22 protein-coding genes are annotated in these 24130 nt (G+C 45.4%); 2 read left to right on the plus strand and 20 right to left on the minus strand.

What is annotated here, in order from left to right:
• Positions 1 to 151 precede the first annotated feature (151 nt).
• Positions 152 to 1897 carry a hypothetical protein gene (locus J5W02_RS10055; protein ID WP_219965546.1) on the plus strand — a complete coding sequence of 582 codons (1746 nt, stop codon included), beginning with the start codon at positions 152 to 154 and terminating at the stop codon, positions 1895 to 1897.
• 30 nt (positions 1898 to 1927) lie between these two features.
• Here J5W02_RS10055 and J5W02_RS10060 read toward each other — a convergent pair whose 3' ends face one another.
• From J5W02_RS10060 to J5W02_RS10100, 9 genes are all read right to left on the minus strand, one after another.
• Positions 1928 to 3541 carry a hypothetical protein gene (locus J5W02_RS10060; RefSeq protein WP_219965547.1) on the minus strand — a complete coding sequence of 538 codons (1614 nt, stop codon included), beginning with the start codon at positions 3539 to 3541 and terminating at the stop codon, positions 1928 to 1930.
• Between the two features lie 13 nt (positions 3542 to 3554).
• Positions 3555 to 4013: a hypothetical protein gene (locus J5W02_RS10065; protein ID WP_219965548.1), complete on the minus strand. Its 459-nt coding sequence runs from the start codon at positions 4011 to 4013 to the stop codon at positions 3555 to 3557.
• Between the two features lie 315 nt (positions 4014 to 4328).
• Complete coding sequence (locus tag J5W02_RS10070; RefSeq protein WP_219965549.1) at positions 4329 to 4631, minus strand: hypothetical protein; 303 nt, start codon at positions 4629 to 4631, stop codon at positions 4329 to 4331.
• Between the two features lie 458 nt (positions 4632 to 5089).
• Positions 5090 to 5491, minus strand: coding sequence for a hypothetical protein (locus J5W02_RS10075; RefSeq protein ID WP_219965550.1), 402 nt, complete (start codon positions 5489 to 5491; stop codon positions 5090 to 5092).
• Between the two features lie 48 nt (positions 5492 to 5539).
• Entirely contained in the window at positions 5540 to 5770 is a 231-nt protein-coding gene (locus J5W02_RS10080) for a hypothetical protein (protein WP_219965551.1), read from the minus strand.
• A gap of 61 nt (positions 5771 to 5831) precedes the next feature.
• On the minus strand, positions 5832 to 6002 hold the full coding sequence (locus J5W02_RS10085) for a hypothetical protein (protein WP_219965552.1): 171 nt from the start codon (positions 6000 to 6002) through the stop codon (positions 5832 to 5834).
• 45 nt (positions 6003 to 6047) lie between these two features.
• Entirely contained in the window at positions 6048 to 6257 is a 210-nt protein-coding gene (locus J5W02_RS10090; RefSeq protein ID WP_219965553.1) for a hypothetical protein, read from the minus strand.
• 48 nt (positions 6258 to 6305) lie between these two features.
• Positions 6306 to 6911: a hypothetical protein gene (locus J5W02_RS10095; RefSeq protein WP_219965554.1), complete on the minus strand. Its 606-nt coding sequence runs from the start codon at positions 6909 to 6911 to the stop codon at positions 6306 to 6308.
• A 56-nt stretch (positions 6912 to 6967) separates the two neighbouring features.
• Positions 6968 to 7183 (minus strand): hypothetical protein, encoded by a 216-nt coding sequence (locus J5W02_RS10100; RefSeq protein ID WP_219965555.1) that lies wholly within the window; start codon positions 7181 to 7183, stop codon positions 6968 to 6970.
• Positions 7184 to 7345: 162 nt separating this feature from the next.
• On the opposite strand from J5W02_RS10100, the gene J5W02_RS10105 reads away from it, so the two are divergent.
• Positions 7346 to 7588, plus strand: coding sequence for a helix-turn-helix domain-containing protein (locus tag J5W02_RS10105; RefSeq protein WP_219965556.1), 243 nt, complete (start codon positions 7346 to 7348; stop codon positions 7586 to 7588).
• 6 nt (positions 7589 to 7594) lie between these two features.
• On the opposite strand, the gene J5W02_RS10110 is transcribed toward J5W02_RS10105, so the two are convergent.
• The 11 genes from J5W02_RS10110 to J5W02_RS10160 all read right to left on the minus strand — a co-directional run bounded on the left by J5W02_RS10110 (position 7595) and on the right by J5W02_RS10160 (position 24124).
• Positions 7595 to 9031, minus strand: coding sequence for a lysozyme family protein (locus J5W02_RS10110; protein ID WP_219965557.1), 1437 nt, complete (start codon positions 9029 to 9031; stop codon positions 7595 to 7597).
• Positions 9028 to 11574 carry a helicase HerA domain-containing protein gene (locus tag J5W02_RS10115; RefSeq protein ID WP_407928372.1) on the minus strand — a complete coding sequence of 849 codons (2547 nt, stop codon included), beginning with the start codon at positions 11572 to 11574 and terminating at the stop codon, positions 9028 to 9030. The genes J5W02_RS10110 and J5W02_RS10115 overlap by 4 nt, the downstream gene beginning before the upstream one ends.
• Positions 11571 to 12173 carry a hypothetical protein gene (locus J5W02_RS10120; RefSeq protein WP_219965558.1) on the minus strand — a complete coding sequence of 201 codons (603 nt, stop codon included), beginning with the start codon at positions 12171 to 12173 and terminating at the stop codon, positions 11571 to 11573. Before J5W02_RS10120 ends, J5W02_RS10115 begins: the two co-directional genes overlap by 4 nt.
• Positions 12157 to 12441 carry a hypothetical protein gene (locus J5W02_RS10125; protein WP_219965559.1) on the minus strand — a complete coding sequence of 95 codons (285 nt, stop codon included), beginning with the start codon at positions 12439 to 12441 and terminating at the stop codon, positions 12157 to 12159. The genes J5W02_RS10120 and J5W02_RS10125 overlap by 17 nt, the downstream gene beginning before the upstream one ends.
• Positions 12442 to 12457: 16 nt before the next feature.
• A complete protein-coding gene (locus J5W02_RS10130; protein ID WP_219965560.1) occupies positions 12458 to 13396 on the minus strand; it encodes a conjugal transfer protein TrbL family protein in 939 nt (312 codons plus the stop codon).
• A gap of 5 nt (positions 13397 to 13401) precedes the next feature.
• Positions 13402 to 13746 (minus strand): DUF3852 family protein, encoded by a 345-nt coding sequence (locus tag J5W02_RS10135; RefSeq protein WP_219965561.1) that lies wholly within the window; start codon positions 13744 to 13746, stop codon positions 13402 to 13404.
• Positions 13747 to 13772: 26 nt separating this feature from the next.
• Entirely contained in the window at positions 13773 to 14348 is a 576-nt protein-coding gene (locus tag J5W02_RS10140; RefSeq protein WP_219965562.1) for a DUF7768 domain-containing protein, read from the minus strand.
• 43 nt (positions 14349 to 14391) lie between these two features.
• On the minus strand, positions 14392 to 19728 hold the full coding sequence (locus tag J5W02_RS10145) for a DEAD/DEAH box helicase family protein (RefSeq protein ID WP_219965563.1): 5337 nt from the start codon (positions 19726 to 19728) through the stop codon (positions 14392 to 14394).
• A gap of 62 nt (positions 19729 to 19790) precedes the next feature.
• Positions 19791 to 20135: a TnpV protein gene (locus tag J5W02_RS10150; protein ID WP_219965564.1), complete on the minus strand. Its 345-nt coding sequence runs from the start codon at positions 20133 to 20135 to the stop codon at positions 19791 to 19793.
• Between the two features lie 807 nt (positions 20136 to 20942).
• Positions 20943 to 23735, minus strand: a complete 2793-nt coding sequence (locus J5W02_RS10155) for an Ig-like domain-containing protein (protein ID WP_219965565.1) — start codon at positions 23733 to 23735, stop codon at positions 20943 to 20945.
• Positions 23732 to 24124 (minus strand): DUF4320 family protein, encoded by a 393-nt coding sequence (locus tag J5W02_RS10160; RefSeq protein ID WP_219965566.1) that lies wholly within the window; start codon positions 24122 to 24124, stop codon positions 23732 to 23734. The genes J5W02_RS10155 and J5W02_RS10160 overlap by 4 nt, the downstream gene beginning before the upstream one ends.
• Between the last annotated feature and the right edge of the window lie 6 nt (positions 24125 to 24130).

Here is a 24130-nt window from a genome sequence, read left to right on the forward strand (position 1 = left end):
AAAGAGTAGATGACATAAAACTAAGCAAATAGTCATATTTCTGTTTATTTATTAATAAAACGCATAGCTTTATTAAAATTCCCTTTTAAAAATATGTAAAATATAGTAGAATAATAATGTACTAACACATTTATATATTGGAAGTGAAATTATGGCTGTAAAATATATTGAAGGACTACAAAAGATCCAATCAGCAAGATTTGCAGTTGTAGACATAGAAGATGTTTATTTGGATGAAGAAAATCCTCGTTTTGCATCGTCAGCCTTAATTGCCGATCAATCTGAAATCACACAATCAAGTATTATTAACTATCTGGTTGAATATGGCGAGGTGTCGGCGCTTGCCCAAAGCATAGAGCTAAATAAAGGCCTTTTTAATGAAGTCCTTGCTTCAGCGTACATTAAGGAGGGTAGAATCATTGTCCTTGAGGGAAACCGCCGCGTTACCGCATGCAAAATACTCAGAGATAATTCTTTAGTGAATGCTGAATTGCAGCAGCAGAGGCCAATCCCCACTGCTAGCGAGGAAACAAAAAAGAACATCCAAAAAATCAATCTTATTATTTATGATGAGAGTGCAGATGCTCAGAGATATATTGCTTCTAAGCATACACAGCCAGATGTAAAAAAGTGGACTACTATTGAGCAATACAATTATTATTATTCGCAATTTTTGAAAGGGAAAAAACCTATTCAGATTGCTGCAGAAGTATCGGTAAAAGATGTCAAAAAGGTAGAGGACAAAATCCGCCAGTACATCCTGTTTAGAAATATTTTTAATTTAGTCAAGAAGACAGATGCCCATTTACGTGTTGAAACTGCAAGTATTTTACCGATTGTATCAGAATTCATGCCAAAACTTTTGGGCAATAGAAGTAAGTATTCACTTGGACTCGAAGCTGACCCTATTTCGCTTGAATATACTCCGCTTCTTTCGAAAGTGGAGTTGTATAATAAGATTTTACTAAAGGTAGGTCAAGCATTTTTTCAACGTCCAGAAGCCAAAAAAAGCTCTGAACTTAAGGAGCGACCAACAAATGACACATATCGCATCAGCACTGATGAGATTAAGGGAAAAGAGAAGGTCACTAAGCTCATTGAAGACAATATACGAATTCCTGGCTTAAAGGTATTTATATTAGAGTTCCGTAACGAATACCCACCTAGATCTGAAGATAATCCATCCAGCCGTAAAGATATAGAGTCTTCTTCTGCATCTACGCTCCCGGTGAAATATCAAGTATCTCATTCTGCAAAGCTAGAAAGTAGGGGGGAGTTCCCGCTTGTTCCTGGTGAGAAGGAACCGTTGGATGAGACATCTCCGCAAGCAGCAGGAACGAATGCTTCTGGGACCTCACCTACGGTAAAAAACACCGAGGAACAAAAGGCATTTACTCAAAAAGAAAAACAACTTTCCTTTTTTGCTAATTTGCATATTGAGCATCTTAATCCAATTGATCCAAACAACCAGGGATTAATCGCTGTTGCAAAAGAGATCAAAAAAATTTCATTAACATTAGACTATACAGCTTACACTGAGTTTCCTATTGCTTCGGTCTTTTTGTTGCGTTCATTAATTGAACAAGTTGTTGCCAGGCAACTAAAAAAGGGAACAACTTATTCACGCCTTGTTAAAAGTAAACCTACACCGGAATTAGGCTATATGATTACCGAAATGTTAAAGGAATATAATAATGGAAATTATCAAGACTTCAACAATGATAGGCAGTTGGGGCAAGACTTCAACTCTTGTTTTACTGGTTTAGGAACGAAAGATCAGCTTGACAAAGTAATTCACCGCCCGGCTGAATGTCAGCCAAATAAAGATTTCCTTGATAATTTAGCCAAACAGGGGCTAAAGGATTTATTGCAAAAATTCATAAATTCCTTTATTTAATAGTTAGCTAGAGGGTGATGATCACTATCATCACCCTCTAGCTATATAGTTATAATCTCTTTGATAAAACTGAATAATTTGGTGCACATTTTCATTTTGTGTATGATAATTAACTTCTGTTAGGCCGTAAATCAGTTCTTCTTTCTCTTTAGCAGTCATCTTTTGATAAATTTCATCCCATTGTTGAGTAAGCCCCTGCTCTTCATAATAGTTTCTATAAATTATGAAATCACGTGGCAAAAGCAGTATCCGGTGAAAATCTTCTATTGTAGATCCGAAAGCTCGATTGAAAAAATCCTCTCCTTGGGCAACTACTCCTTTTGTAACTAAAAGAATAGCCGTAATAGCTTGCAAGTATTTTTTATTCCAATGCATCCCTATATAGCAACGATCAGTTTCTGTAATTGGCATATATTTCATAGGAAAAGAAAATATGGAAATATGTAACTCTTTTGCAAGCTCAATATTGATTTTCAGTCTATACCATAATGCATCAGGCGTGTCATCGAGATTATAAAGCATATAGTTGGAAAAATTGTTGATCCCGCATTGATGTGCAATTCTTATGGCCCTACAATAGTTTTCTACTGCTTGAGGATTATAGTGATCAAAGGCTATTCGCACTGGATTCAATGGCAACTGAGCCAAAATCGACATTTTTTCCATTGTAATTCGTGCAGCTTCTAGTCCCTGATTAAAGTCCACATATCGTTTCAGTGGTTTAGTGTGCGAATAATGTTGTAAAATTTCATTGATGAATTTCTGTCGTTCCTCAATATATTGACCTTTGTTATCAGCCTCAGATAATTGAGTCAGAAAATCTCTGTAAGCTTGCTGATCTTTAGGGTGCTTTATTTTGCCTTCAAACTCCTTTAAATAGGCAATTGCCCTCGATAAAACCTTTGGATGCAAATGTGGATTATTCACTTTATTAATATATTGTTCGTACGGTGACTGCCTGATGAATGTTGGTTCTCTGGTGAAGCCAACCTCCTGCAAATCTCTAACAAGTCCTTGCATCTCTTGGGCTGACAAATTAAAAATATTATTGTCCAAAAGAAGAAGATTTCTCTTGCCACCAAAATGCTCGTTTACATTGCTTATTTGAGTGCGAATATTATTCGTAAACTGGTAAGTAGGTTCCAAAATTGGCACTGCGCAAAAGGCACAACGATTTGGGCACCCTCGAGTTGTGTACGAAAAGTAGTTGTCGCCTGCAGGATAATCATATTCAATTTCATCAAGAATACTGTAGTCCAGTGGAAGAGTATCGACATTTGTGTAATCCTCGATTTCCAAAACACTTGCATCAGTTAGAAGCCCCGTTAAAACATGGCACTCTCCAACATCTTGCTGTAGCTTTTCGGTCAGAAGTGTGGCCATAATTCCACCCACATAAATATGGGCAGGATTGATCTTTTTGCTGTAATACTTTATCGTCTCAAGTGTTTTCTTGTAATAGAAAGTAAACAGGGTCGTTATATACACACGCTCAATATTAAGCTCAGCAAATTGAGCATCAGGCATTTTGCCTTTATAAAAAGTGACAACATCATTCCTTTGCTTATGAAAAGTACTTATTTTCATTAATCCCATCGGAGGATATTTATTCTTGTAATCTGGTTCTACGAGCAGAATGTTCATCGACGGAAACTCCTTATCTTATATCTTCTTCTGATTCATTAACTGCTTCCAAAATATCAATTGAACCGTTCATTCTCTTAACATCCTGAATAGCTTTCGCACGAAGCTTATCATATTTATTTCGGTCAATTTCAAAGACCGTTGCCAACATACGAGTAATCATGTCGCTTTCAACTGCATTTCGAAAATTACTTTTTGAAATTCGCGTAGCTAGGTTATTAACTAACCCTTCTATTTTTGAGCCAAAGACGCCGCATAAATAATCTTGATTATGTTGAGAAGTGCTATATCCAAAGTAAAAATCGATTGCACTTTCGATTATATCATTTCTGGATTGGTTTGTCCCAGTAAGTTTTATTAAGCTATCTATTTTTAAATATGCATCCTTTTTTAGATAGATTGAAGTTCTTAATTTTTCATTAAGGTCTATGCTACTATCAGAAAGTCTTTGAGAATTCACGACACTATCCATTATTAAAAATCCCTCCAAAAGTTGTTTAAAAGTCAAAATGGTTGTAATCAGTTCTGATTACAACCATTTTTGTAGGCATCATGCGGTATATGCAGCTTTTTCATACAATTTGATTCACATATTGTAATCAGTTTAAAAATTTTGATTACAACAGAGATAATCGTTCTACGCCCAGCACCGCTGGGCGTTGCGTCTTGCATTGTAATTTTGATTACAATGCTTTATCCTGCAAAGTTGCTCGACTAGTTTTCTTTCCTTAAAAATCCCTTGGGAAGAACGCCAGAAAACCGCATTGCAGAGCCAAAAATCAGCATTTCAGGCACCGTAGGAACCGCCAGCGCCGAATTCAGAACAATCCGGGTCAGAATTCGGTTCTTCAGAACCGGATTCTGACGGCCTTTCGGGGGCAGAGGGGAAGGGCTTCGCAGCGTTTGCGTGGGTGGCAGAAGTTGCCTTTTCGATATATTTTCGAACCGCAGACGGTACATATCTTTTGTAAAAATCCTCCACGGCCTTGCTCAATTCGGTACTGATATCCAGTCCTTTTTCTTCCATAAACTGCTGTGCGGCGGTAAATTTTTGTGGGTCGATTTTGAGCTTTACGGTGATTGTTTTCATATGAAATACCTCGCCTTTCTGAATGTTAAGTTGTGGTCGGCCGGACGGCCGGGAGCGCCTAAAGCAGAGAAAAAATAACAGATTTTTATCCCCTGCTCGACATACAAAAAACCACCGGATTTTCGATGTCCGGTGGTAAAATCTCAAAGCAATTTGCCTTATTCAATTATTGCGTAGCAACGGTATCCGGGCCAATTACGTTCTGGATTTATTTCATTTCGTCGTTCCCTCCATTTCTGAGATCATGGCCACTCTGAGTGCGGTTTCCAGCTCCGGCGGGAAATATAGTTCCCACGTTTATTTCTGATGGGGATTCCGCGGTCCTCGCAGCTATCAAGAATGTCGCCCCATGTGTAATAGACATATATAGTTTCCTCGGCCTGCTTTATGGCTTCTTCATGCGCCATTTTGCGTTCCTTTCTGCCCGTCTGACTGGTAGCGCTGCCATAAGTTTTTAATCAACGTATCCAATGTCCGCCAGTGGAATAGTCCCATTCAATGGTTCCGTCCCCGTACATTTTTATGCCGTGAGCAATGAGTGACCACCGGTCTTTCACTCGCTCCATAACAGCGGAATTTTCATCTGGAATTGATATGCAGAGATAATCGCTGCCATTATGATTGGTGTAGGTGCAGCCGGGAAAGATAGCCGATCCGCTCTTTTCCCAAAGTCTGTCGATGCTGCCGTCCGGATTGATGTTGATTTCTCTTGTTGTGCCATCGTCGATAGTGGCTATTACCGAAACGACAATTCTGTTTTTAAAAGCATAAGCCTGGGCGGCATCAACCGCCTGTTGGCGTAGTGGAGTAGAACCGATATGTTTTCCCCCAGCAGTAATCTCAAATTCTGTAAATCTCATTTTTTAGTCCTTTCTGACGGAATTAGCCGCCCAGCTCGGCATATGTCATTAAATAATTCCTACTAATTTTATTTGCCTATCAGTTTCAAACTTTACGCCTGCAAAATATGCTTTTCCATTGTCACCGCGCGGGTCAAGAATTCGGCTTTTGTGTTTTTTAAGCAGCTCAATGTATCTTTTGCTTTTGCATGGAATGACGCTAACACCATCATGTGAATCTAATATCCCAGCCTTATAAAAATCCAGTTCATAAGCTGTCATTGTTGTTATTTTTTTCATTCTTGACTGCCATTTCTGCCCGTCTGGCCGGTAGCACAGCCTATTGCCATTCGGTGTACTCTTACCGGGCGGCTTCTTCTATTTTTGCAATGTAGAATTCAACAGACATCCCGGAATATTCCGATAAGTCAAAGCAATTTATTGCCATTTCATTGGCTTCATTCCATTTGTACCCCTTATCTGCAATCATCCGGGTTGCCCTTTCCATGTTCTTAAGCGTTCGCCTAATCATGATCCACCATCCTTTCTCCCCGTATTCCCGGCAATGTGATTAATCCTAGTAGAGGTCAAGAATTAAGCGCTGCGGTGGGGTAGTAAACTCAGACAGATCTACCGTCCCTCCGTTCATCAGAAGCCCCCGAATGATATCGTCGCGCTGTTCTTCTGTGCAGTTGACTGCCTCGTCGAAGGCAGTCATGTCTGGGTACTTAATAACATTGTCGCCGGTGGTAACTTTGATGCCGTCAAAAATTTTGATGGTTTTCATTACGCTTACCCTTTCTGCCCTCGTTACCTCCGGGGCGGGCTTTGGTGGTTAATCGTAGAACGGGCAGAGGGTATCGTTCCAGACCTCGTAATACCAGTGGGAAGTATTGAAACGGATGTAGTGATAATCTGTCGCGCAGTAGACGGGGCGGCGGTCGATCTTCCGGCCGGTTTTTCGGACTTGGCGGTGCCGGTTGATTTCGTATTCGTCGATTTCATGGAGGATAGTGATTTTATCCCGGTCAAAGTCGAACTCGCTACAAATCCAATCCTTGGCTTCTTCATCCGTCATATAGTACGCAGTATTCGGTACGCTACTTGCAAGCCTTTCGTAATCGTCCTGCTTTACATTACGGTCGCCGTCGTAAAGTTTCCATTCCTGCTCTCTGTCGAGCTGTGCCTTGAGCCTTTCGACCTCTTTCTCAAGTCCGGAAATCTTTTCCACGTTTTCCTTCTCGGCCTTATCTGATGCAGTGATTTTTGCGATGCTGGCTTTCCGTGCGATAGCATCGGCCATTCCATTTTCATTCTGCTTGTAGGCATTGCAGAAAGCGTCTTTATCAAGATTGCTTTCCATGTAAGCAGCTTCAATGAAGCTGTAAAGGTCTTGGCTGGGGTAGAAACCTGTGCGGCTTTCAAACTCCTGAATCATCATTTTTGTGTCCTCCTGCCTCTTTGCCGGGATTAGTCGCCCGGTTCGGATTTATGATGCTAAGCGACATTCGCCGGATCGAATGTCAGAAACAAATCGTTCAGATCATCCCAATCTTCGGCGGCAAGCTCACTGCGGATTGCACGGCGCATATTTTTGCATGTGGCCCAATCAGCAGCAGGATTAAGATTTGTACACCAGAGGAACTTTCTGCATCCCTCGTTACCGAGTTCTGTAATTTTATTGTCGATAGCCTTTGCAATTTCGATTGTCATTTCTTGACCGCCCCTTTCTTTACTGTAATTACAATTATACACTAATTATAGTGTATAATCAAGATGACATATACACAAATATTAGGGCATATATTTGTGCAATAATGCACTGTTTTTTGTGTATAGTATCAGTTATACTATTAGAAAAAGGGGATGAGTAAAATGCCGATCAAGTTTGATAAATTATTCGTAGTGATGAAGGAAAAGGGACTTTCAACATACAGGATAAGAAAAGAGAATATTATGGGCCAAGCTACGCTACAGAGCCTAAGAAGCAACGAGCCTGTCAGTACCGAAACTATAGCGATCTTATGTGAAATATTAGACTGTCAACCCGGAGATATAATGGAGTATGTGAAAGATGATTCAAGCCGGCCGAGAGCGCCTAAAGCAGAGAAAAAATAACACTTATTATTTCAGATAACTCATCGGGTCAACAGTTTTTCCATTTAGACGGATTTCAAAGTGGCAGTGGTTTCCGGTAGAATCACCGGTGCTGCCGACCAGCGCTATAACCTGACCTTTCTGTACGGTTTCGCCTTTCTTCACAAGCAGCTGTGAGCAGTGGCCATACAAGGACATTGTTGATGAAGAATGTTGAATTGCAACAACATTTCCATATCCGCCGTAACCGCCTCCTGTGACTCCGAAATCAGCGAAGATCACCTTCCCAGATTCGCCAGCATAGATCGGCGTCCCATAGGCTGCGGCGAAGTCCACGCCCTTGTGAAGGGTTCTCTTACCTGTCGTTGGGTCGGAACGGTAGCCGAAGGGAGACGAGATCGTGTATTTTCCCGCCTTGATTGGGTAGCCGAAAATACCGCTACCGGAGCTTCCGGCCGTGCTGTAAAAGCGCAGTACATGGCTGACGTAGTTGACATCACCGTAACTGTCCCATCCCAGCTGCGTTGCCTGCTTCTGTGAAAATTCGACAGCATTCGCCTGTGTGTAGCCGCTTTTTTTCAGCGCCCAGCTGATGTATCCATTTCCAAAATTGTAGCCCTGCAGGGCAAGGCTGATGCCCTGAACGTCGTCCGGTGACTTGCATTTCGCGGCTCTCAGACAGTTTTCAAAATATTTGATTCCGATGCTGATGGAATATTCCGGATCAGTGATTCCGTTGTGCCTTTGCGGGTACTTCGTATTCAATGGACTCTCGCTGCACTGCATAGGGTCATTGCCGGTCCCGCCGCTTTCATTCTGCATGACGGCCATCACAAGGGAAGCATACTGAGGGATGCCGTATTGTGAGCAATATTGGCTGATCAGACCTTCATAAGCGGTGACCTGTTCCGAAACCGTGGACGGACTGTAATCCATTAGAATCTGAGAAAGGTTTATCATGTATTCGCGCTCAGAATCACTGATGGTAATCTGGAAACGCGCTTCAATATTCTTAAAAATCTCTGTCGAATCTGTAACCGGCACCGTGTATTCCTTTATTTTGTAGGTCTTGTTTCCGTTACCGTCCAGAACCGGATTTCCATCAGCGTCACATACAAGAACCTTTTTGGTTTTCCTCTCGTAAAACGCCCGGATGAGCTGCTCCCGGATGTTCGCCTTATCCGGATATCTTGAATTATCGAAGATGGTTACATATGCCGCATACAGCAGCTGCGTATTGATTTCCTGTCCATCTTCCATATCGCTGTTCACAGATGAAACGAGAGGCGCGAAATCCGGTGCAACCTGATTTGTCACATAAACCTGCAGGTTATGGCGGGTCATGCCTGTAACGACCGCAGTAGCAATCAACAGAATAAGAACCAGAAGCCCGCCGATTGCTTTCCATACCCTCTTATCCTTGGCAATCCGGATGAGCAGGGCATACGCCGTGGCGCTCATCATCGGCCACCGGCGTCCCCGAACAGTTCTTTCTTATACGGCGGCGCAATGACATGCAGATGATATCGTTCGTTTCCGCATTTACACAGGCAGAAGCCCCGGTTAGGTTCACGGATCAAATTGTATTCACACTGCTGAAGGGATAACAAACGCTGAAAGTCAGCTTCGTCGCAGTTCTCACCGGGATTAAAGAGAAAGCTGTGTGTCGGAATGCTTAATAATGGCCGGGTGTATTCCACAATACCCGGCAGCATCAGATCTTCCACATTCTGGCTTGCAATGATAACGCCGGAATCCTTTTTTCGGCCGCGCTTCATGAAACTGCGGATATAATCTATGGCAATTCTGTTCTGTAGGAAAAGGTGCAGCTCATCCACTGCCAGCTGGGTTGCCCCTTCAGTCAGGAATTTGTGGCTCATATAAGAGAAGATATTCAGGAACATTGCATTTTTCAGGTTTTCGTTGGTGTCCATCATACCCTTAACGGAGAAGTCAATGAAATCAGCGTTGATGATGTTGGTGTGGCCGTTAAAGAACGTGCTTTCTGAACCGATGCAGATCGACCGCAGCCCCAGTGTCAGAGAGCGGAGAATGTCTTTCGTGTACAGCTGACTGCCGGTGTCCTGATAGGTTTCCAGTTCATGGTGCGCCAAATGAAACAGATCGGAAAGAATGGGATAATCTTCAGACGTGAGCTTGCTGTAATCCGTATCGTCGGTTATTCCGAATTTTGCATAAAGCTTTTCAAGCAGAACCTCCAATGTGTCCAGCTGCTCTGTCGGAAAATCTTTGTAGCAGCGAAAGAAGTCGCGCAGATAGGCAATATGCTGGCTTAACCGCGTGCTTTTGCGAAATGCTGCTGGCACATCCTCCTTTTCATCGGTCACCGGCTCCAAAGTCCAAAGGCGTGGTTCCAAAACATTGATAAAATACCGGCCGGCCATCATGTCAATATAACAGCCTCCAAGGCCAATCGTCAGGTCTTTGTATTCGTCGTCCGGGTCAAGAATGTAAAACTTTTTACCCGCCTGCCTGAAATTTGTTATTAAAAGCTTCAGCAAATACGATTTCCCTTCGCCGGAATTTCCTAAGATCAGGATATGGCCGTTGGTTTTGTCCTGCGCCCTTCGGTCAAAATTGACGATGATATTCGTGCCGCTGACATCTATGCCTATGTACATCCCGTCCGGATCTGTCTTGCCGGAATAAGAAAAAGGATAAAGATTCGCCACACTGCTGGCCGGCAGACTGCGTTCAAACTGTGACCGGAATACATTGCTGCCGGTGAGCATAACCGTCTGAAAGCCCTCCTTTTGGCGAAGCCACAGCCGGTCATACACGATTTTCGCTCTTGTGCAGAAGAAGATTACTTTCTGCTGCAGATCCTGTAATTCTTTCAGTGATTTTCCTATCATCTCAATGAAAACGGCACAGTGCATCAGGCTTTCCTTTGTCTTATGCATCCTGCGAACGATTACCTGAACATCATTGAGATCCTCTTCCGCTTCGATGGCCTGCTGGATACCGTTTGCATTGCTCTTTTTGTGCCGGTTTCTCCGTTCCGATTTTTCAATAATTTTATTTTCCTCAAACTCGGTTACCGGCCGGACGAATAACCGGAGCGTGACGCCGTCCATTTCACCGAGTTCTCGCAGGATGGCTTGATCCTCCGTTGAGGTAGGATATTCCCGGACGGCCCACACGCAGCGGAAGGTATTGCCGCAGATAAAGTAGTCCTGATGCTTAAAATCAAGCACCGAGGGCGTAATCATATCCAGAAAGCCTTGTATATCACTGTCGATATTTTGCTGAAAACCGGAAGCACTTCCGCTTTTTGGCGCTGGCTTCTCTTTCTTTGAGCGCTTATCCTTCTTCTTTTTATCGCCTTGATCTGTTTCGGAATGCCGGCGCGCGGATTCAATCACCTGGATAAAATGATCGGAGGAAGAGCCCTTTATGCTCTGAGAAACGATTTTTTCCACCGGCGTTTCTTCAACCAATTTTTTGTTGCTGTCGCTTGCCAATGTACGCCAGTACTGAGCAAGGCTTAAATCACTTTCGCCGGCACGTCCCTTTTCATAAATGGCAGCAAGTTTCCATTCAATATTGGAATTCGGTTTTTTTCTTTCCTGCTGCTGGAATTCCCGGAATGCCTTAATAAACAGCTGGTCGGCAGAAGCTTGGTCCCGCTCCATCCCGATGCCTGCAGCAAGCATTTTAGCAAGCTCATAATCTGCAAAGGGAATATCTCCATCAGATGCTCTTGTAAACCACAGAGCTGCTTTTGTGTAATTTTGAGGAACGGATATGCCCCAATAATACATTTTTCCCAATGTAAAACTGGCGTATTTATCGCCCCGGTTTGCGGCGGCAAGGTACCAGTCCGGTTCCTGATTAGGGTTATACACCTTGCAAAGCCCCGCCTGTTCCTCGTTTCCATCCGTGACGGCGGCAAGTTCGTACCATGACTGAATCCTTTGCTCCGGGGTCTCCTGCTCCCTCATCACCTCGTCGTTCTGTATTTCCGGCTCCATAAGTCTATTCATAGTTTCATCTCCAATAGCTCCGCATAGCTTTCTCCGTCAAAATCCTGCATCTCTGTTTCAAAGATGTTTTGTTCCAGATAAATGGCAAGCATCCGCTTGATGTCAGGTTTTGCGGCAAGACGCACGATCATCCCGTTATCCTTGAAGACCTGCACTACTTTGCCCATGGTGGATTGTATCTGTTCGGTCGTGTCCTTTACTGAGAACCGCAGGACGGCCAGAAACTCACGGCTGGTGGCCATTGATATTCGTACCTGGTCAAAGAATTCTATGTCCTTCTGATCAAGATCCCTCAGCGTATCATTTGTTTCCCGCTCTTTCAGCTTTGCCAGATAATGTTTGTTGCTGTCATAGCTCTGAGATGAATTCAGGCACAGGAAATCCACAGTGCCGATGTTTTCTAAGGTATCTGTCATTTTTGTGATCCTGCTGCTTATGTTGATCGACGACAGAACATTGAGATTGACAGGCGTAATCATAATGAAGCACAGCCGTTCTCCTGAGGAAACAGCGAGGCAGCTGTCCTCAATGCCAGCTGCCCCGATTAAATCCTGTACACTTTTCCTTTTTTTCTGTTTTTTATCAGTTGTTTTTTTCAAGGCAATCCTCCTTTTCCCAATAAAAAACAAGCTGCTGCGTAATGAAATACCTGCAGAGCTTGCTCAAATATTTGAATATGGAAATGTCGTCAAATGTCACGGTCATGAATGCGTAGAAAGCGGTTATAGCCAACGGAACGAGGCTGCGCGTAAGCGGGTACAGGATTAAAGAAAATACGCCGGCCAATCCGAAGATGAAGATATCGCGGAGTTCCCAAAGGCCCAGCAAAGGCGGCGCCTCCATGTTGGACGGATAATAGTATTTCATTTTGCATAACCTCCCGTTAATGAATAAATGTTTTTCCCAGATTAATGATGGATGTGGTCGTGTGTACCGCGCTGGATAAATTGCCTTTCATGGAAGTGTCCAGCCCAAAGGATTGCGCTATTCGGGGTACCTCCGACGCCGCCAGAATCACGCCGGTTGCAATGACCATCTGATCTTTAAAAATGTTCAGGCCGATCATAAGCATCAGGTTTTGCAGAAAGGCGGTAAAGCAAATGCCGATGATCTGCTTGCACCAGGACATAAACTGATCAAGGTATCCGCGGGGGATACTGAACAGGTACAGGGAACAGACACAGATCTGAATGAACAGGATTCCTCCACGTTTAATGTTCCCAAACAGGATTTTGAAGAAGCCGTAAGCAAACGCAATGATGAAAAACATATCTGTAACCTGCGGTACATGCTGTTCAGCTGGTGTTCCCACAATGCCCGAAAGAACGCTGCCGGCTGCCCCTGTGATATTGACCAACGGGTTAGACGCAACCAGTCCTATAAAAAAGTTAATGGTGTTAGTAATCGTGCTTCCTGAGGAAACAGGTTCCGACAGGGCCGGGTCGCTCATAACACCGGCGATATTCATGAGTTTCCCCATCACGGCCTGCATATTAACAGATAACTGATAGAGCTTTACGGGAAGTGTTGTAAACAGAAGCAGAACCCCCAGCCCTTTGAAAATGTTCATGCCGGTATCCTTTAGGCTTCCTTTTCCCTGCTCAATCGAAGCAAAATATTCTAATAGCGCCAGAACAAGGCCGACGGCAAAGAGGGCGTTCCCCAACAGCTGAAAGAAATAAAGGACTCCCTGAACATATTGATTATCAAAAAGATCCGCCCCCATATTTCCCATATACTGGTTGAAGGAATTTATTCCGTTTAAAATCGTGTAATAAACCCATGCTTCCAGCTGTTCCATGGAATTTCCGACTGTAAACATTTACCTCACCATCCAATGATGGCCCACATCCAAAACGGGGCTGAGATAGATAAAACTAATCCTGCGAAAAGGCCGGCCGGCACTTTCCATTCTATTTGCCCTCCGTGTTGCCGATAATCCACAACCGAGGTAGCGAGCTTGATAACAAAGAAAACCAGCAGAACAACGTCAACCGATCCGAAAACAGCGATATTGACCACGCTTTTGATCTGAGGCTTGATGTATGTATTGAATGCATTGTTGACTGCGTCAGAGACATTTGCGCTGGCGGCATAGGCCGGGATGGCAAATACAGATACGAGGATCGCTATTACTATCATCAGTAATAACGTTTTCTTATATTTCTTCATAGTGCATACTCCTTTTATTGACGGAATCACTGTTCCATTTCCATTGTATTTTCTTCAACCGGCCCAGCTTCAGGCTTTCGGCTGCCCGCCGAAGCAATATAACGTTCCACCTCCTTAATTTCTTCCCGGCTCATGGAGCTGTGGGCTTCTTCCGGAAGAATCACACTGGTGATTTTTCCATCCTCTGCTTTTGCGACAAATATTGATCCAAATTGTTCCTGTATCCCTATAATTTTCTGTTTCATCCGCAGGCCGTAATCCTCTTTATGGGATACGGTCTGATTGTGGAAAAAGGTTTCAGAATAATACAGGGTGGCAATGTCATGCTTTTGGGCATATGAGATTTCTCTTTTCATTCCTTCCGACACAACATCACCGCACACCCAAAGCTCGCTGCAATGCTTTAACAATTCCATTCCCATCATCAGCCCTTTTTGCCGCTGCAGCGGAACGGTGTCATCAAGATACTGGGTAAAGATCGTATGTGGTGCTAAAGGAATTACACCCTGTTCCGCAGCATAGGCACAGTAGGCAGTTGCTTTTTTGATATTTTCCTGCATGTCCCCCTTTAGCGGCGAACAAATATATACCAGTTTCATCATGATCTCCTCCTTTAAAAAGCGGAAGGACTTCCGCTTTTGTTTTTTAGATAGCCATTTCCGGCCCTTCCTCCATTTCTTCTGAATCAACCACCTGTTCCTGATCGCTTCCGATATCGGCCGCCATTTCAATATCAAGCTGGTTCAGCCGTTCTGCTTTTTCGTTATACTCCTGCTCATGCTCCCACGGGAGAGCGAGTTGTGCTTTTGCTTCACCCAACTGTTTTTCGGCCGAATCAATCTCACGTTGACATTTGGATACGGCCGTCTCCAAATCCCGGAGAAGGTTATCCATACGCGCGGTACACCCTATTGCACTGTGTCCCATTTCCGTAATCCGACGCGTGGCTCCGCAAAGAACAATGGAATGTGCCTGCTCCCATTCGCTGTACGTCAGCTCTACCCGAAAGCCCCGGTATTCTCCAATCGGCAAATATTCTCCGGCTTTTCGGAAGCTTCCCGCATTTTTCAAAATGGCTGCGCCGGCGTCCTCTCTCTTCACGTATGTTTTTCCGGATAACTTTATGGAGAAATCTTCGGAAGCGTTGCTGTCCCGCAGAGAAATGTCTTTTCTGAGACCCTCCATCGCCTGCTGGTTAAGCTTGATCTTTTGCGGAAGACGTTTCAGCACGTCGTCCTCCAAGTCGTATTTTTCATGGTTATATTCGGATCTTAATTGAGAAAGCTGTGTGACACGCACCCGCAGTTCTTCCCGCTCCTTGATACGGGGATCCTTGCTCGCAATCATCTTGACGGTCGCATAGTCCAGCGCGGTGTTATCAATGTCGGCCGCATGACGGTCCACAACATTCCCGCGTGAAATCTGACTGATAAAACGCTGTTTCTGTTCTAGAATTTGCCAACTGTACGCGTCGAAGGTTCCTTCCGTCACATACCGGTAGATTCCCACCTCTGAGTTTTCATTGCCCTGGCGCAGGATTCTTCCCTCACGCTGTTCCACGTCCGCAGGCCTCCACGGTGCGTCCAGATGGTGCAGGGCGATCAGATGGCGCTGTGCGTTGGTTCCCGCCCCCATCAGAGGAGTGGAGCCTAAAAGAATGCGCACCTTACCGGCTCGCATAGAAGCAAAGAGCGCTTCTTTTTGCTTTTCTGTTTTTGCATCGTGAATAAAGGCTATTTCATCCTCCGGTACCCCGAACTGCAGCAATTTGTGACGAATGTCAAAGTAGGCGTTAAAACATACCTTTCCGTTTGGGTTGACCATTCTTGCGACACCGTCGATCATTTCCATGTGGATCACTTCATGCGGAGTGGAGAGGTCACAGAAGACCATCTGAGTGCCTTTGATATTTGCTGTCCGTTTCCAGATGTCATAGATATTGCCGACAGCCATATTGATTTTGCTACCCGGGAAGTCCTCTGCATACGGGTCGATCATGCGCATATCAAGCGCACAAAACCGGCCATCATTGGTTGCTTTCAGCGCGTTGTCCTCAAATGGTTCCACTTCGCCGTTATGGATTTGCTCGAATCGGTGGACAATTTCATCAACATATTGAATCTGCCTTTCACTGGGCTTTGACAATACGGTGATGACAGAGCCTGATTTTAAAGTTGGTACAGGGAGTTTCAGCATATCCGCCGATTGAATGTCTGCAACCAGAGAATACAGGGACATCAGCTCCGGCAGATTCACAAATTCCGCAAAGCGTGATTTGTACCGGTATTGGGTTCCATCCGGTGTGAGTTCCAGCGAAGACACCACTCTTCCATAATTTGCTGCCCATGCATCAAAATGGGCTGTTCCTTCGGCTACCAATTTTTCCGGTTCCAGATAGGTCTGCATTGTAAAAAGTTCCGCCATGGAATTTGACACAGGGGTACCGGTCGCAAAGACCACCCCGCGCTGTCCGTTATGGATTTCATTGATATACCGGCATTTCATCAGCATATCAGAGGCTTTCTGTGCCTTTTGCTGACCAATGCCGGCGACATTAACCATCTTGGTTGCGACAAACAGATTTTTGTAATAATGAGCTTCATCCACAAATATCTGATCCACACCCAGCTCTTCAAAGGTAAGAAGATCATCTTTACGGGACTGATTTGTAAGTGTTTTCAGCTGCTCTTCCAGACTCTTTTTTGTGCGTTCCATTGCCTTGACGGTCCAGTCTTTTTCATCTTCCTGTTTTGCGATCTCCATGGCGTCCATAAGGTCATCAATCTGCTTGCTTAACAGCCGTTCAATTCTATCCGGGCTAACCGGAATTTTTTCGAAACTGCTCTGCGCTATGACCACCATATCGTAATCCCCAGTGGCAATTCGGCTGACAAGACGATGACGGTTCTGCTTTTCAAAATCCTTCTTTGTAGCGAGCAGGACATTTGCCCCGGGGTACAGTTTTAAAATATCCGCGCCCCACTGGTCAATCAGATGGCCGGGAACGACCATCATGCTTTTATTACAAAGACCCAAACGCTTGCTTTCCATTGCCGCCGTAATCATGGTGTAGGTCTTTCCAGCTCCGACACAATGCGCAAGAAGGGTATTCCCGCTTTGCAGAATACGGGCAACCGCATCTTTTTGATGAGGATTCAGGGTTATTTCGGGAGTCATACCGGGAAATGTGAGATAGGATCCGTCATATTTCCGGATACGGGTGTTGTTATAGATCTGATTGTACTTCCATACAAGCCGTTCTCGGCGCTGCGGCTCCCCGAACACCCATTCCTCAAATTTCCGTTCGATGACGCGCTGCTTATCCCTCGCAGCCGCCGTAGCCCGTGGATTCATTTTGTAAGAGTTGTCCAACTGCTTATCCCGGATAGTGGGTATCTTTTGATTCAGGGAGATTTCTATCAGATCATAAGCATCAATCCGGGAGGTTCCGTAGGTTTTCCCCGGCAGCACTTTCTGACGCTGTCCGGCGTGATATACGCCATTTATCTTCCATGTCGCCTGCGACGGAATATATCTTACCTTCAGATGCATTTCGTCATATGAATCAGGCTTCAGCAATTCCACAATAAACTGCTTGATGTCGTCCCTGTCCAGCAAGGGAGAACCTAATTTGACGTCAATCTGTGAAGCGTCCAAATCCTTCGGCTGAACCAGTCTGAGAGCCTCCACGTTTGCGGCATATTGATCGTCTTTCTCTGCCGCCGTTTCCGCATCGGTCAGCTTTTGCCGAACGTTTCCGGAAAGATAGGCGTCGGCGGCTTCTAACACGCCAGTTTGCGGGTCTCGGTAAATCAAACCCTTTAGTTCGTCCAGTATTTCATTCTCCGGCTTTCCGACAAGCTGTGCTATATAGGGGATATCCACACAACCCTTAACATCCAGACAGTGGGGCAGGGCTTCCACTGCGGTTTCGCAGCTCGTGATCTCCACCGGAGGCCGGATGGTGCGTTTCGTAAAGATGGCAGCTTTACTGACCTTTCCATCTTCATCGATATTTTCCAGACTGGTCAGAAGCGGGTAATCGGAATCGCTGGAAAAGGCAAGTTTGTTGCCAATGCCGGTCAGATATCCGTATTTATAGGTGAAACTGTCATAGAGCTGCTCCAGTTTGGCCTGTGTCGTGAGAATAACATCATCAGGATAATTTTCACTCTGTACCCGGATGACCTCTCGCAGGGTGTCGCGGATCTCAATCATGCCGCGTATTCTCTGCTCCCGGGTGCCGATGATATTCTGCAGAATCATCTGAGAGTTTTCGCGGAAATACAGTTCATTCTCGACAATGGTGTACGTGTAATTCCTTACGTTCGGGCCTGCCGGAATACTGACCGCCGCCTCACCGTCTTCCAGCTCAATTTCCGGTTCTTGAACCTTCCACTGCAGGGAATTGACGGCCGGAATCAGCTCCTCGCGCCAATCTTTCCCTCCATGCGGAATCAGAGCGGTATCTTTGGCGCTACCGTACATGCTGTCATCAAACACCATGTCGCCCAGCATCATTTCCGGATGGTCGGCAAAATAGGTGTTTACCGGAACTCCGTTTTCCAAATAGGTCAGATTGACCCACTCCGGTTCAATGTCCACCATGCGGTCACGCTTTTGCAAAAAGATCAGGTCAGAGGTTACCCGCGTGTTGCCTTCCGTGTACATCATCGTGTTGGGACAGCGGATCGCGCCGATCAGCTCCGCTCGCCTGGCAATGTAACGCCGTACTTCCGGGTTTGCCTTATCCAGCGTCCCCTTGGAAGTCACAAAAACAATCAGGCCGCCCGGTCTAACCTTGTCCAGAGCTTTGGCAAAGAAATAGTCATGGATCAGGAAATTCTGTTTGCTGTAACGGGCATCCGGCACCTTGAATTCTCCAAAAGGCACATTTCCGAAAGCCAGGTCAAAAAAGTTATCCGGAAAAGCCGTTTTCTCAAAGCCACGGATTTGGATATTTGCTTTTTGGTAGAGCTGCTGAGAGATTCTGCCCGTGATGCTGTCTAGCTCCACACCGAAGAGATTACAGAAGTCCGCAATGTTTTCCGGTATAAAACCAAAAAACCGCCCTGTTCCGCAGGACGGTTCCAAGATGTTGCCGCCGGTAAACTCAAAGTTTTTCAAGGCGGTATGTACGGCGCTGATAACGGCGGGCGGCGTATAGAATGCGGTCAGGGTAGAAGCACGGGCTGCAGCGTATTCTTCCGGGGTAAGCAATTGATTGAGTTCTTCATATTCTTTTTGCCATTTTTCATTCTTTTTATCAAATGCCTGCGGGATGCCGCCCCAGCCGACGTACTTGAACAGCACCTGCTGTTCTTCCCGGGTTGCCAAACGCTGTTCCTTTTCAATGGTTTTCAGAAGTTTAATTGCTTCCACATTCGCCTTATAATGGGTTTTCTGCCCTCCGGCAAATTCCTGAGTGTCTGTGTACCGGAAATTGATACGCTCTGTTCCATAGTCAAAAGCGGAAGTGCTTCCGGTTTTTGCTTCCTCGCTGATAGCGTTCGGCTCCTGTGTCTGCAGGTGAGCGGGGGGGTCTTCTGGAATACCGGGCGACACGGGGCTAAGTGCGCCAAAGGTTAGCTGCTGCGGCCCATGCGCTGGTTTACCTTCTAAAAAATTCCCCGAGTTAATCAGATTCCGGATGTGCTTGCCACATTCATTCCAGCTTATTTTTCGGGAATAGTCACCCTCTTGCATAGCAATATCCAGAGAGATTCCGGTTGGTTGGAACCAGACCCAGGCGTCGCCGCCGGTGCTGTGTATAATAAAGGAAGGATGTTCATTGAACGCTTTTTTTAGAAACTGAGCCGTTTCTTTTTCGCCTGGTTCTCGATCGAGATAGAAATCATAAATACTTTCCCGGATGCTGAGCAGCTGATAGTTTTTTAAAGCAGGGAAAAAATAAGAGTGCAAGAAATCATAATCGGAAAGAAAAGCCGTGTATGCGGGTTTCCCATTGATAGTCGGTAACAAACAAAAACCAACGGAGCCGTTCCCTTGAAAAAGCTCCGTTGGTTCATTTTCTGTTATCGGGGTTATCGGCTCGGGTACACCACGTTCTCGAGCGTCATTTCCTCCGCTGTTTTGTATAGCCAGTTGTTGTACTGTACTGTCTCCATAAAGTCGTCCGTCTTCGGCGCCGGATGTTCCTTGCGCAGCTGCGGGAGAAGATTGTCCTCGTACTCGTTTGCTTCCCGCTCCACCCGATGGCAAACTGCCATCAGCTCGAGATTCTGCAGAAGAATCGCGTACCGGCCCGGATGCTCCTCCTTCAGGTATTTTTTGTACATCGTCCCGTACTTTGTCAGGGGCTTGTCGTCCTCCGGCGCCGCTACTGCCAACTGCGGATATAACAACCCGTCTTTCTCCTGATATTCCATGACCCTGTCTCCTTTTCTGTTCGTGTTCGATCTGTCTGACTGTGCTTTCAATTTGCCGCAGTAGGGTGCAGGAGCGTTGTACAGTTTCATTTCCGAGGAGTGTAAAATGCTCCGGCTGCTCCAACAGGGGGAGTCCACTGAAAGCCAAAAACTGAGGAATTTCACTCGGAAGGACACGGCTGAAAATCATGTACTTCATGCTGTCTAAAACCGTCTCGTAAAACATTTCCTGCATGTTGATACCTTTTAGCTCCGGAAGCGGATTGTCCTGCAAAGTATTCGTAATGTTGTCGTAGTCATGCTCCAGTGTGTGGGTAATCACTGTGCTTAGAAAATCCTTAAACGGAGCACTGTCCGCGGTGATTCCATAACGGTCCTCAAAATCTGTGATAGCTATATTATATTTATCGGCTGAAAGCTTCCAAGGTTGAGGAAGTGTTTTTTCCGCTCCATTTGTATCGGATACATCAAACAGAAATTTCAAGGTCAGCCAATGGTCGGTATCGATGATTGTTGGAATTCCCTTTGCTCCTGCATTCACACTGCGCCCAACTCTATTCCATGTTTCCATCGGGGCCAGGGCGGTTGCATCCGGCCGCTGCGCGTAGGTCAGCAAGGCTGATGAAAAATCATATTTATAAATCCCGGACGCAAACCGGAGAAAGGATGTCCATTCCTTGTTGGAGGATACCACTTTTTGCTGTGTTTTTTGCAGTAATTCTTTGCATTCATTGAGTCTGTCCATTGCGGACCTCCATTCACATAAATTGAGCGGCCGGATTGCTCCGGCCGCCCTTATAAAATCACTCATCCATTAATATTATAACTTGTGCCATCCTTTAAGTAGACTTTTATCGTAACTCTAGTATTACACTTTGTTCCCCAAGTAAAATACATGCTGCAAATTTTTGAATCATCTGCAGAACCATACACATATATAGCTCCCTTGTATTCACTTCCACCCCCATTTCCATTCGTGCCCCCAGTATCATAGCCTCTGGCTGGCAAATTAGCCTGTACAGGGATTACATAGTTTCCAGATGCATCAGTAAAACTACTCATATAACAAGCATACTGTGCATCCATGCTACCCGGTTTTACATAACTGGTAAACCGCTTTGTGTTATTGTTTACATCTTTCAACACAAAAGAAAAATATCCACGATTAAAACTACTATCACCCACTGCACTTGGAGTAACCTCTATTCTATCAATATCAAGGGGCTTATAATAGTGATAATCTACTTCATAGCCACTTCCATCAGTATAATTTGTATTCGCAGTGTAATTAATATAACTAGGGTTTACAACAGAATGATCATATTTACTGCCCCAATCATCATCACATGTGAACTTCTCATTCCAACTCTGATTCTCCGAAGTACCCGTAAAGTTCATTAAAAAGGGCTTTCCGTCAAGAGGTATCACTTTAACCTTTATAGTTGCACTGTCATAATGTTCACGACTCCCATAATCAGAACGTATGGTTATTGTATTTAGTGTTATTCCACTCGGATATCTATACATATCTGAGGTACCTGAACCATAACTATAATGATTATGAGGCTTAGCAAGCTGCACGTCATTAACAGAAACAGTTCCTCCCACTAAAAAGAAATCTCCCCAGTCAATAGTAACCGCAATTCCGCTTCCTGCAGGAAGTACCACAGGTTCCTTAAACGTATAAACTACCTGTCCATATCCGTTTTTCCGACTACTATTCTGAGAATAATTAGCATACAGTGAAGCCGTATTGCTGTTATCACTTGCACTGCAATAGGATGACGATGTTTCATATGTCCATCGATATGCCCTTTCTTTGAAATGTGCAGTTACTGTAACGTCTTCGCTCAGGTTATAAATGGTGTATGTAGTGCTCGCGCCGATGACTGCACCGCTTGAATTTGTCCAACTAACAAACTCATAGTTGTAATCCGGTACTGCGGTCAGCGTTACATTCATCCCGGCCCAATAGATTCCGGTTCCCTCCACATGGCCGTGTACCGCGTTGGCTGACACGACATAGGTGTTCGGTTTAACTTCAACAACGCAATTCGCGGTAAATCCTCCATCCTGTGTAGTTACCGTTATAGTTGCCGTTCCTACGCCGGTGCCGGTGATTACCCCGGACTGGTTAACAGAGCAGACCGCACTGTTGGAGGATGACCAGGTAATTGCCTTATTGGTCGCGTCTGCAGGCCATACCGTCGCGTACAGGATATCGCTCGTTTCTTTGATTATGGAAATAATGGTTTTATTCAGCGTTACCCCTGTGACCGGGATAGTGACCGTAACGGTGCATTGCGCCATATGGACGTTGTCTTTTGCGGTCGCGGAGATCACGGAGGTACCGGCACGAACGGCAGTCACATTGCCGTCCTGATCGACCGTGCAAACTTCTGGACTAGAGCTGGCCCACATCACACCCGGATTAGTTGCGTCTTCCGGCGTGACTGTTGCGGTCAGCTTTTCACTGGATTCCGGTCTTAATGTCATTTCAGTCTTATTTAAGCTCACACCGGATACCGGGCTTTCCACAGTGACCTGACAGGTGGCCATTACGCCGCCCGACCGTGCTTCTACGGATATTTCAGCGGTTCCGGGGCTGACTGCGGTCACTTTTCCGTTTGCATCAATGGTGCAGATATCGGAATTCGATGTTGTCCACCACAGGGACTTGTCCGTTGCGTTGTCCGGCGCAACGGTAGCAACCAGCGTTTCGCTGGCACCTTTGTTCAGCTTTAGATTAGTTTTGTTCAGCGCTACATGGGTAACCGGATTGACAACCGTAACGTCGCATTCTGCCATTCTGCCGTCCGACATGGCAAGGACAGTGGTCGTTCCTGCGTCCATGCCTTTCACTAGCCCCGCCCTGTTGACGGTGGCCACTCCATCATTGGCTGAAACCCATGTAACATCCGGGTCGGTGGCGTCATCGGGTGAAACTTCTGCGGACAGGCTGGCATATTCACCCTTTTGCAGGGTCAAAGCAGACTCATTCAATGCGACACCTGTCACCGGAATGCCGTCGTCATCGGAGCCGTCGCCGTCGCCTGCGCCCAATTCCCCCTGTGGAGAATACCCCGCGGTGACTTTCATAGGGACAACCATCGGCGGAAGGGCCGACCAGCCAAAGGAGAGGGGAACCGTTAATGTGTAGGTAGCTGTGCCGATAAACTGCTGCGTAATATCCGGATTATCCGGAGCAAGCGGCGCATTGTGCAGCTGCACCGACATATTGCTGATTTTGTATTCCGTTTTGCCGTTACTGGTTTTCGTTCCATTGCTGGTTCCCAGCTTGGCGTCTATTTTGGAATTGATATTGATGAGATCAACGTTTTCTGTCCAGTCTGTACTTTCGAGCTTGTATCCGCCGGAATACCCTTCCCGCAGACCGGGATACAGCTGATCGTATTGTTCCGTGCAGGCCTGCGTAATGGCGGACTGCACCGCGTCCCGGCTGCCCTGCGCGACAGTGTTTAACCGGGAATATTCCCACATGGTTGTACCTAAAATGATCACTCCCAGCACCAAAAAGGGAATGATGATGATCGTGCTGCCACTTTTATCCGCTAAAATGGTTTTTAATCTATGTTTCATTTCCAATATACCTCCGATTGGCCGCTTGCTTTTCCTTGAAGCGTTACCGGAAAAGAGCCTACATTTCCAAACAGCCCTAGGTTATATGTTGTTGTGCAGGTTACGGTAATTGTGTCATTGAGCTGAATAGTCCCTGTCTTTGACCATTCAACATTCGGAGAAATTCCTATAGATTGGTTTAATTTTTCCTCCTTCTCTGCGGTTTCGGTTCCCACGCGCCCGGAGATTTCCGCCACGCGACACAGCTCCCCCGCATAGGTATCCAGTTTTTGCTTCACCAGAAATGCCGGAGAAACTTTTAGAAAGAAAGCCACACAGAAGGCAATCGCCATCACGAGGATCGGCAGGGAAATAATGGTGTCTCCACGTCTTGATTTGATGTACCGCATGGTTTA

It is taken from the genome of Caproiciproducens faecalis, assembly GCF_019448085.1.
Taxonomy (GTDB): domain Bacteria; phylum Bacillota; class Clostridia; order Oscillospirales; family Acutalibacteraceae; genus Caproiciproducens; species Caproiciproducens faecalis.

Bases quoted from the DNA above. Each gene is read 5' to 3' on its own strand.
- J5W02_RS10055 (WP_219965546.1), top strand. From the start codon at position 152: ATGGCTGTAAAATATATTGAAGGACTACAAAAGATCCAATCAGCAAGA.
- J5W02_RS10060 (WP_219965547.1), bottom strand. From the start codon at position 3,541: ATGAACATTCTGCTCGTAGAACCAGATTACAAGAATAAATATCCTCCG.
- J5W02_RS10065 (WP_219965548.1), bottom strand. From the start codon at position 4,013: ATGGATAGTGTCGTGAATTCTCAAAGACTTTCTGATAGTAGCATAGAC.
- J5W02_RS10070 (WP_219965549.1), bottom strand. From the start codon at position 4,631: ATGAAAACAATCACCGTAAAGCTCAAAATCGACCCACAAAAATTTACC.
- J5W02_RS10075 (WP_219965550.1), bottom strand. From the start codon at position 5,491: ATGAGATTTACAGAATTTGAGATTACTGCTGGGGGAAAACATATCGGT.
- J5W02_RS10080 (WP_219965551.1), bottom strand. From the start codon at position 5,770: ATGAAAAAAATAACAACAATGACAGCTTATGAACTGGATTTTTATAAG.
- J5W02_RS10085 (WP_219965552.1), bottom strand. From the start codon at position 6,002: ATGATTAGGCGAACGCTTAAGAACATGGAAAGGGCAACCCGGATGATT.
- J5W02_RS10090 (WP_219965553.1), bottom strand. From the start codon at position 6,257: ATGAAAACCATCAAAATTTTTGACGGCATCAAAGTTACCACCGGCGAC.
- J5W02_RS10095 (WP_219965554.1), bottom strand. From the start codon at position 6,911: ATGATGATTCAGGAGTTTGAAAGCCGCACAGGTTTCTACCCCAGCCAA.
- J5W02_RS10100 (WP_219965555.1), bottom strand. From the start codon at position 7,183: ATGACAATCGAAATTGCAAAGGCTATCGACAATAAAATTACAGAACTC.
- J5W02_RS10105 (WP_219965556.1), top strand. From the start codon at position 7,346: ATGCCGATCAAGTTTGATAAATTATTCGTAGTGATGAAGGAAAAGGGA.
- J5W02_RS10110 (WP_219965557.1), bottom strand. From the start codon at position 9,031: ATGATGAGCGCCACGGCGTATGCCCTGCTCATCCGGATTGCCAAGGAT.
- J5W02_RS10115 (WP_407928372.1), bottom strand. From the start codon at position 11,574: ATGAATAGACTTATGGAGCCGGAAATACAGAACGACGAGGTGATGAGG.
- J5W02_RS10125 (WP_219965559.1), bottom strand. From the start codon at position 12,441: ATGAAATACTATTATCCGTCCAACATGGAGGCGCCGCCTTTGCTGGGC.
- J5W02_RS10130 (WP_219965560.1), bottom strand. From the start codon at position 13,396: ATGTTTACAGTCGGAAATTCCATGGAACAGCTGGAAGCATGGGTTTAT.
- J5W02_RS10135 (WP_219965561.1), bottom strand. From the start codon at position 13,746: ATGAAGAAATATAAGAAAACGTTATTACTGATGATAGTAATAGCGATC.
- J5W02_RS10140 (WP_219965562.1), bottom strand. From the start codon at position 14,348: ATGATGAAACTGGTATATATTTGTTCGCCGCTAAAGGGGGACATGCAG.
- J5W02_RS10150 (WP_219965564.1), bottom strand. From the start codon at position 20,135: ATGGAATATCAGGAGAAAGACGGGTTGTTATATCCGCAGTTGGCAGTA.
- J5W02_RS10155 (WP_219965565.1), bottom strand. From the start codon at position 23,735: ATGAAACATAGATTAAAAACCATTTTAGCGGATAAAAGTGGCAGCACG.
- J5W02_RS10160 (WP_219965566.1), bottom strand. From the start codon at position 24,124: ATGCGGTACATCAAATCAAGACGTGGAGACACCATTATTTCCCTGCCG.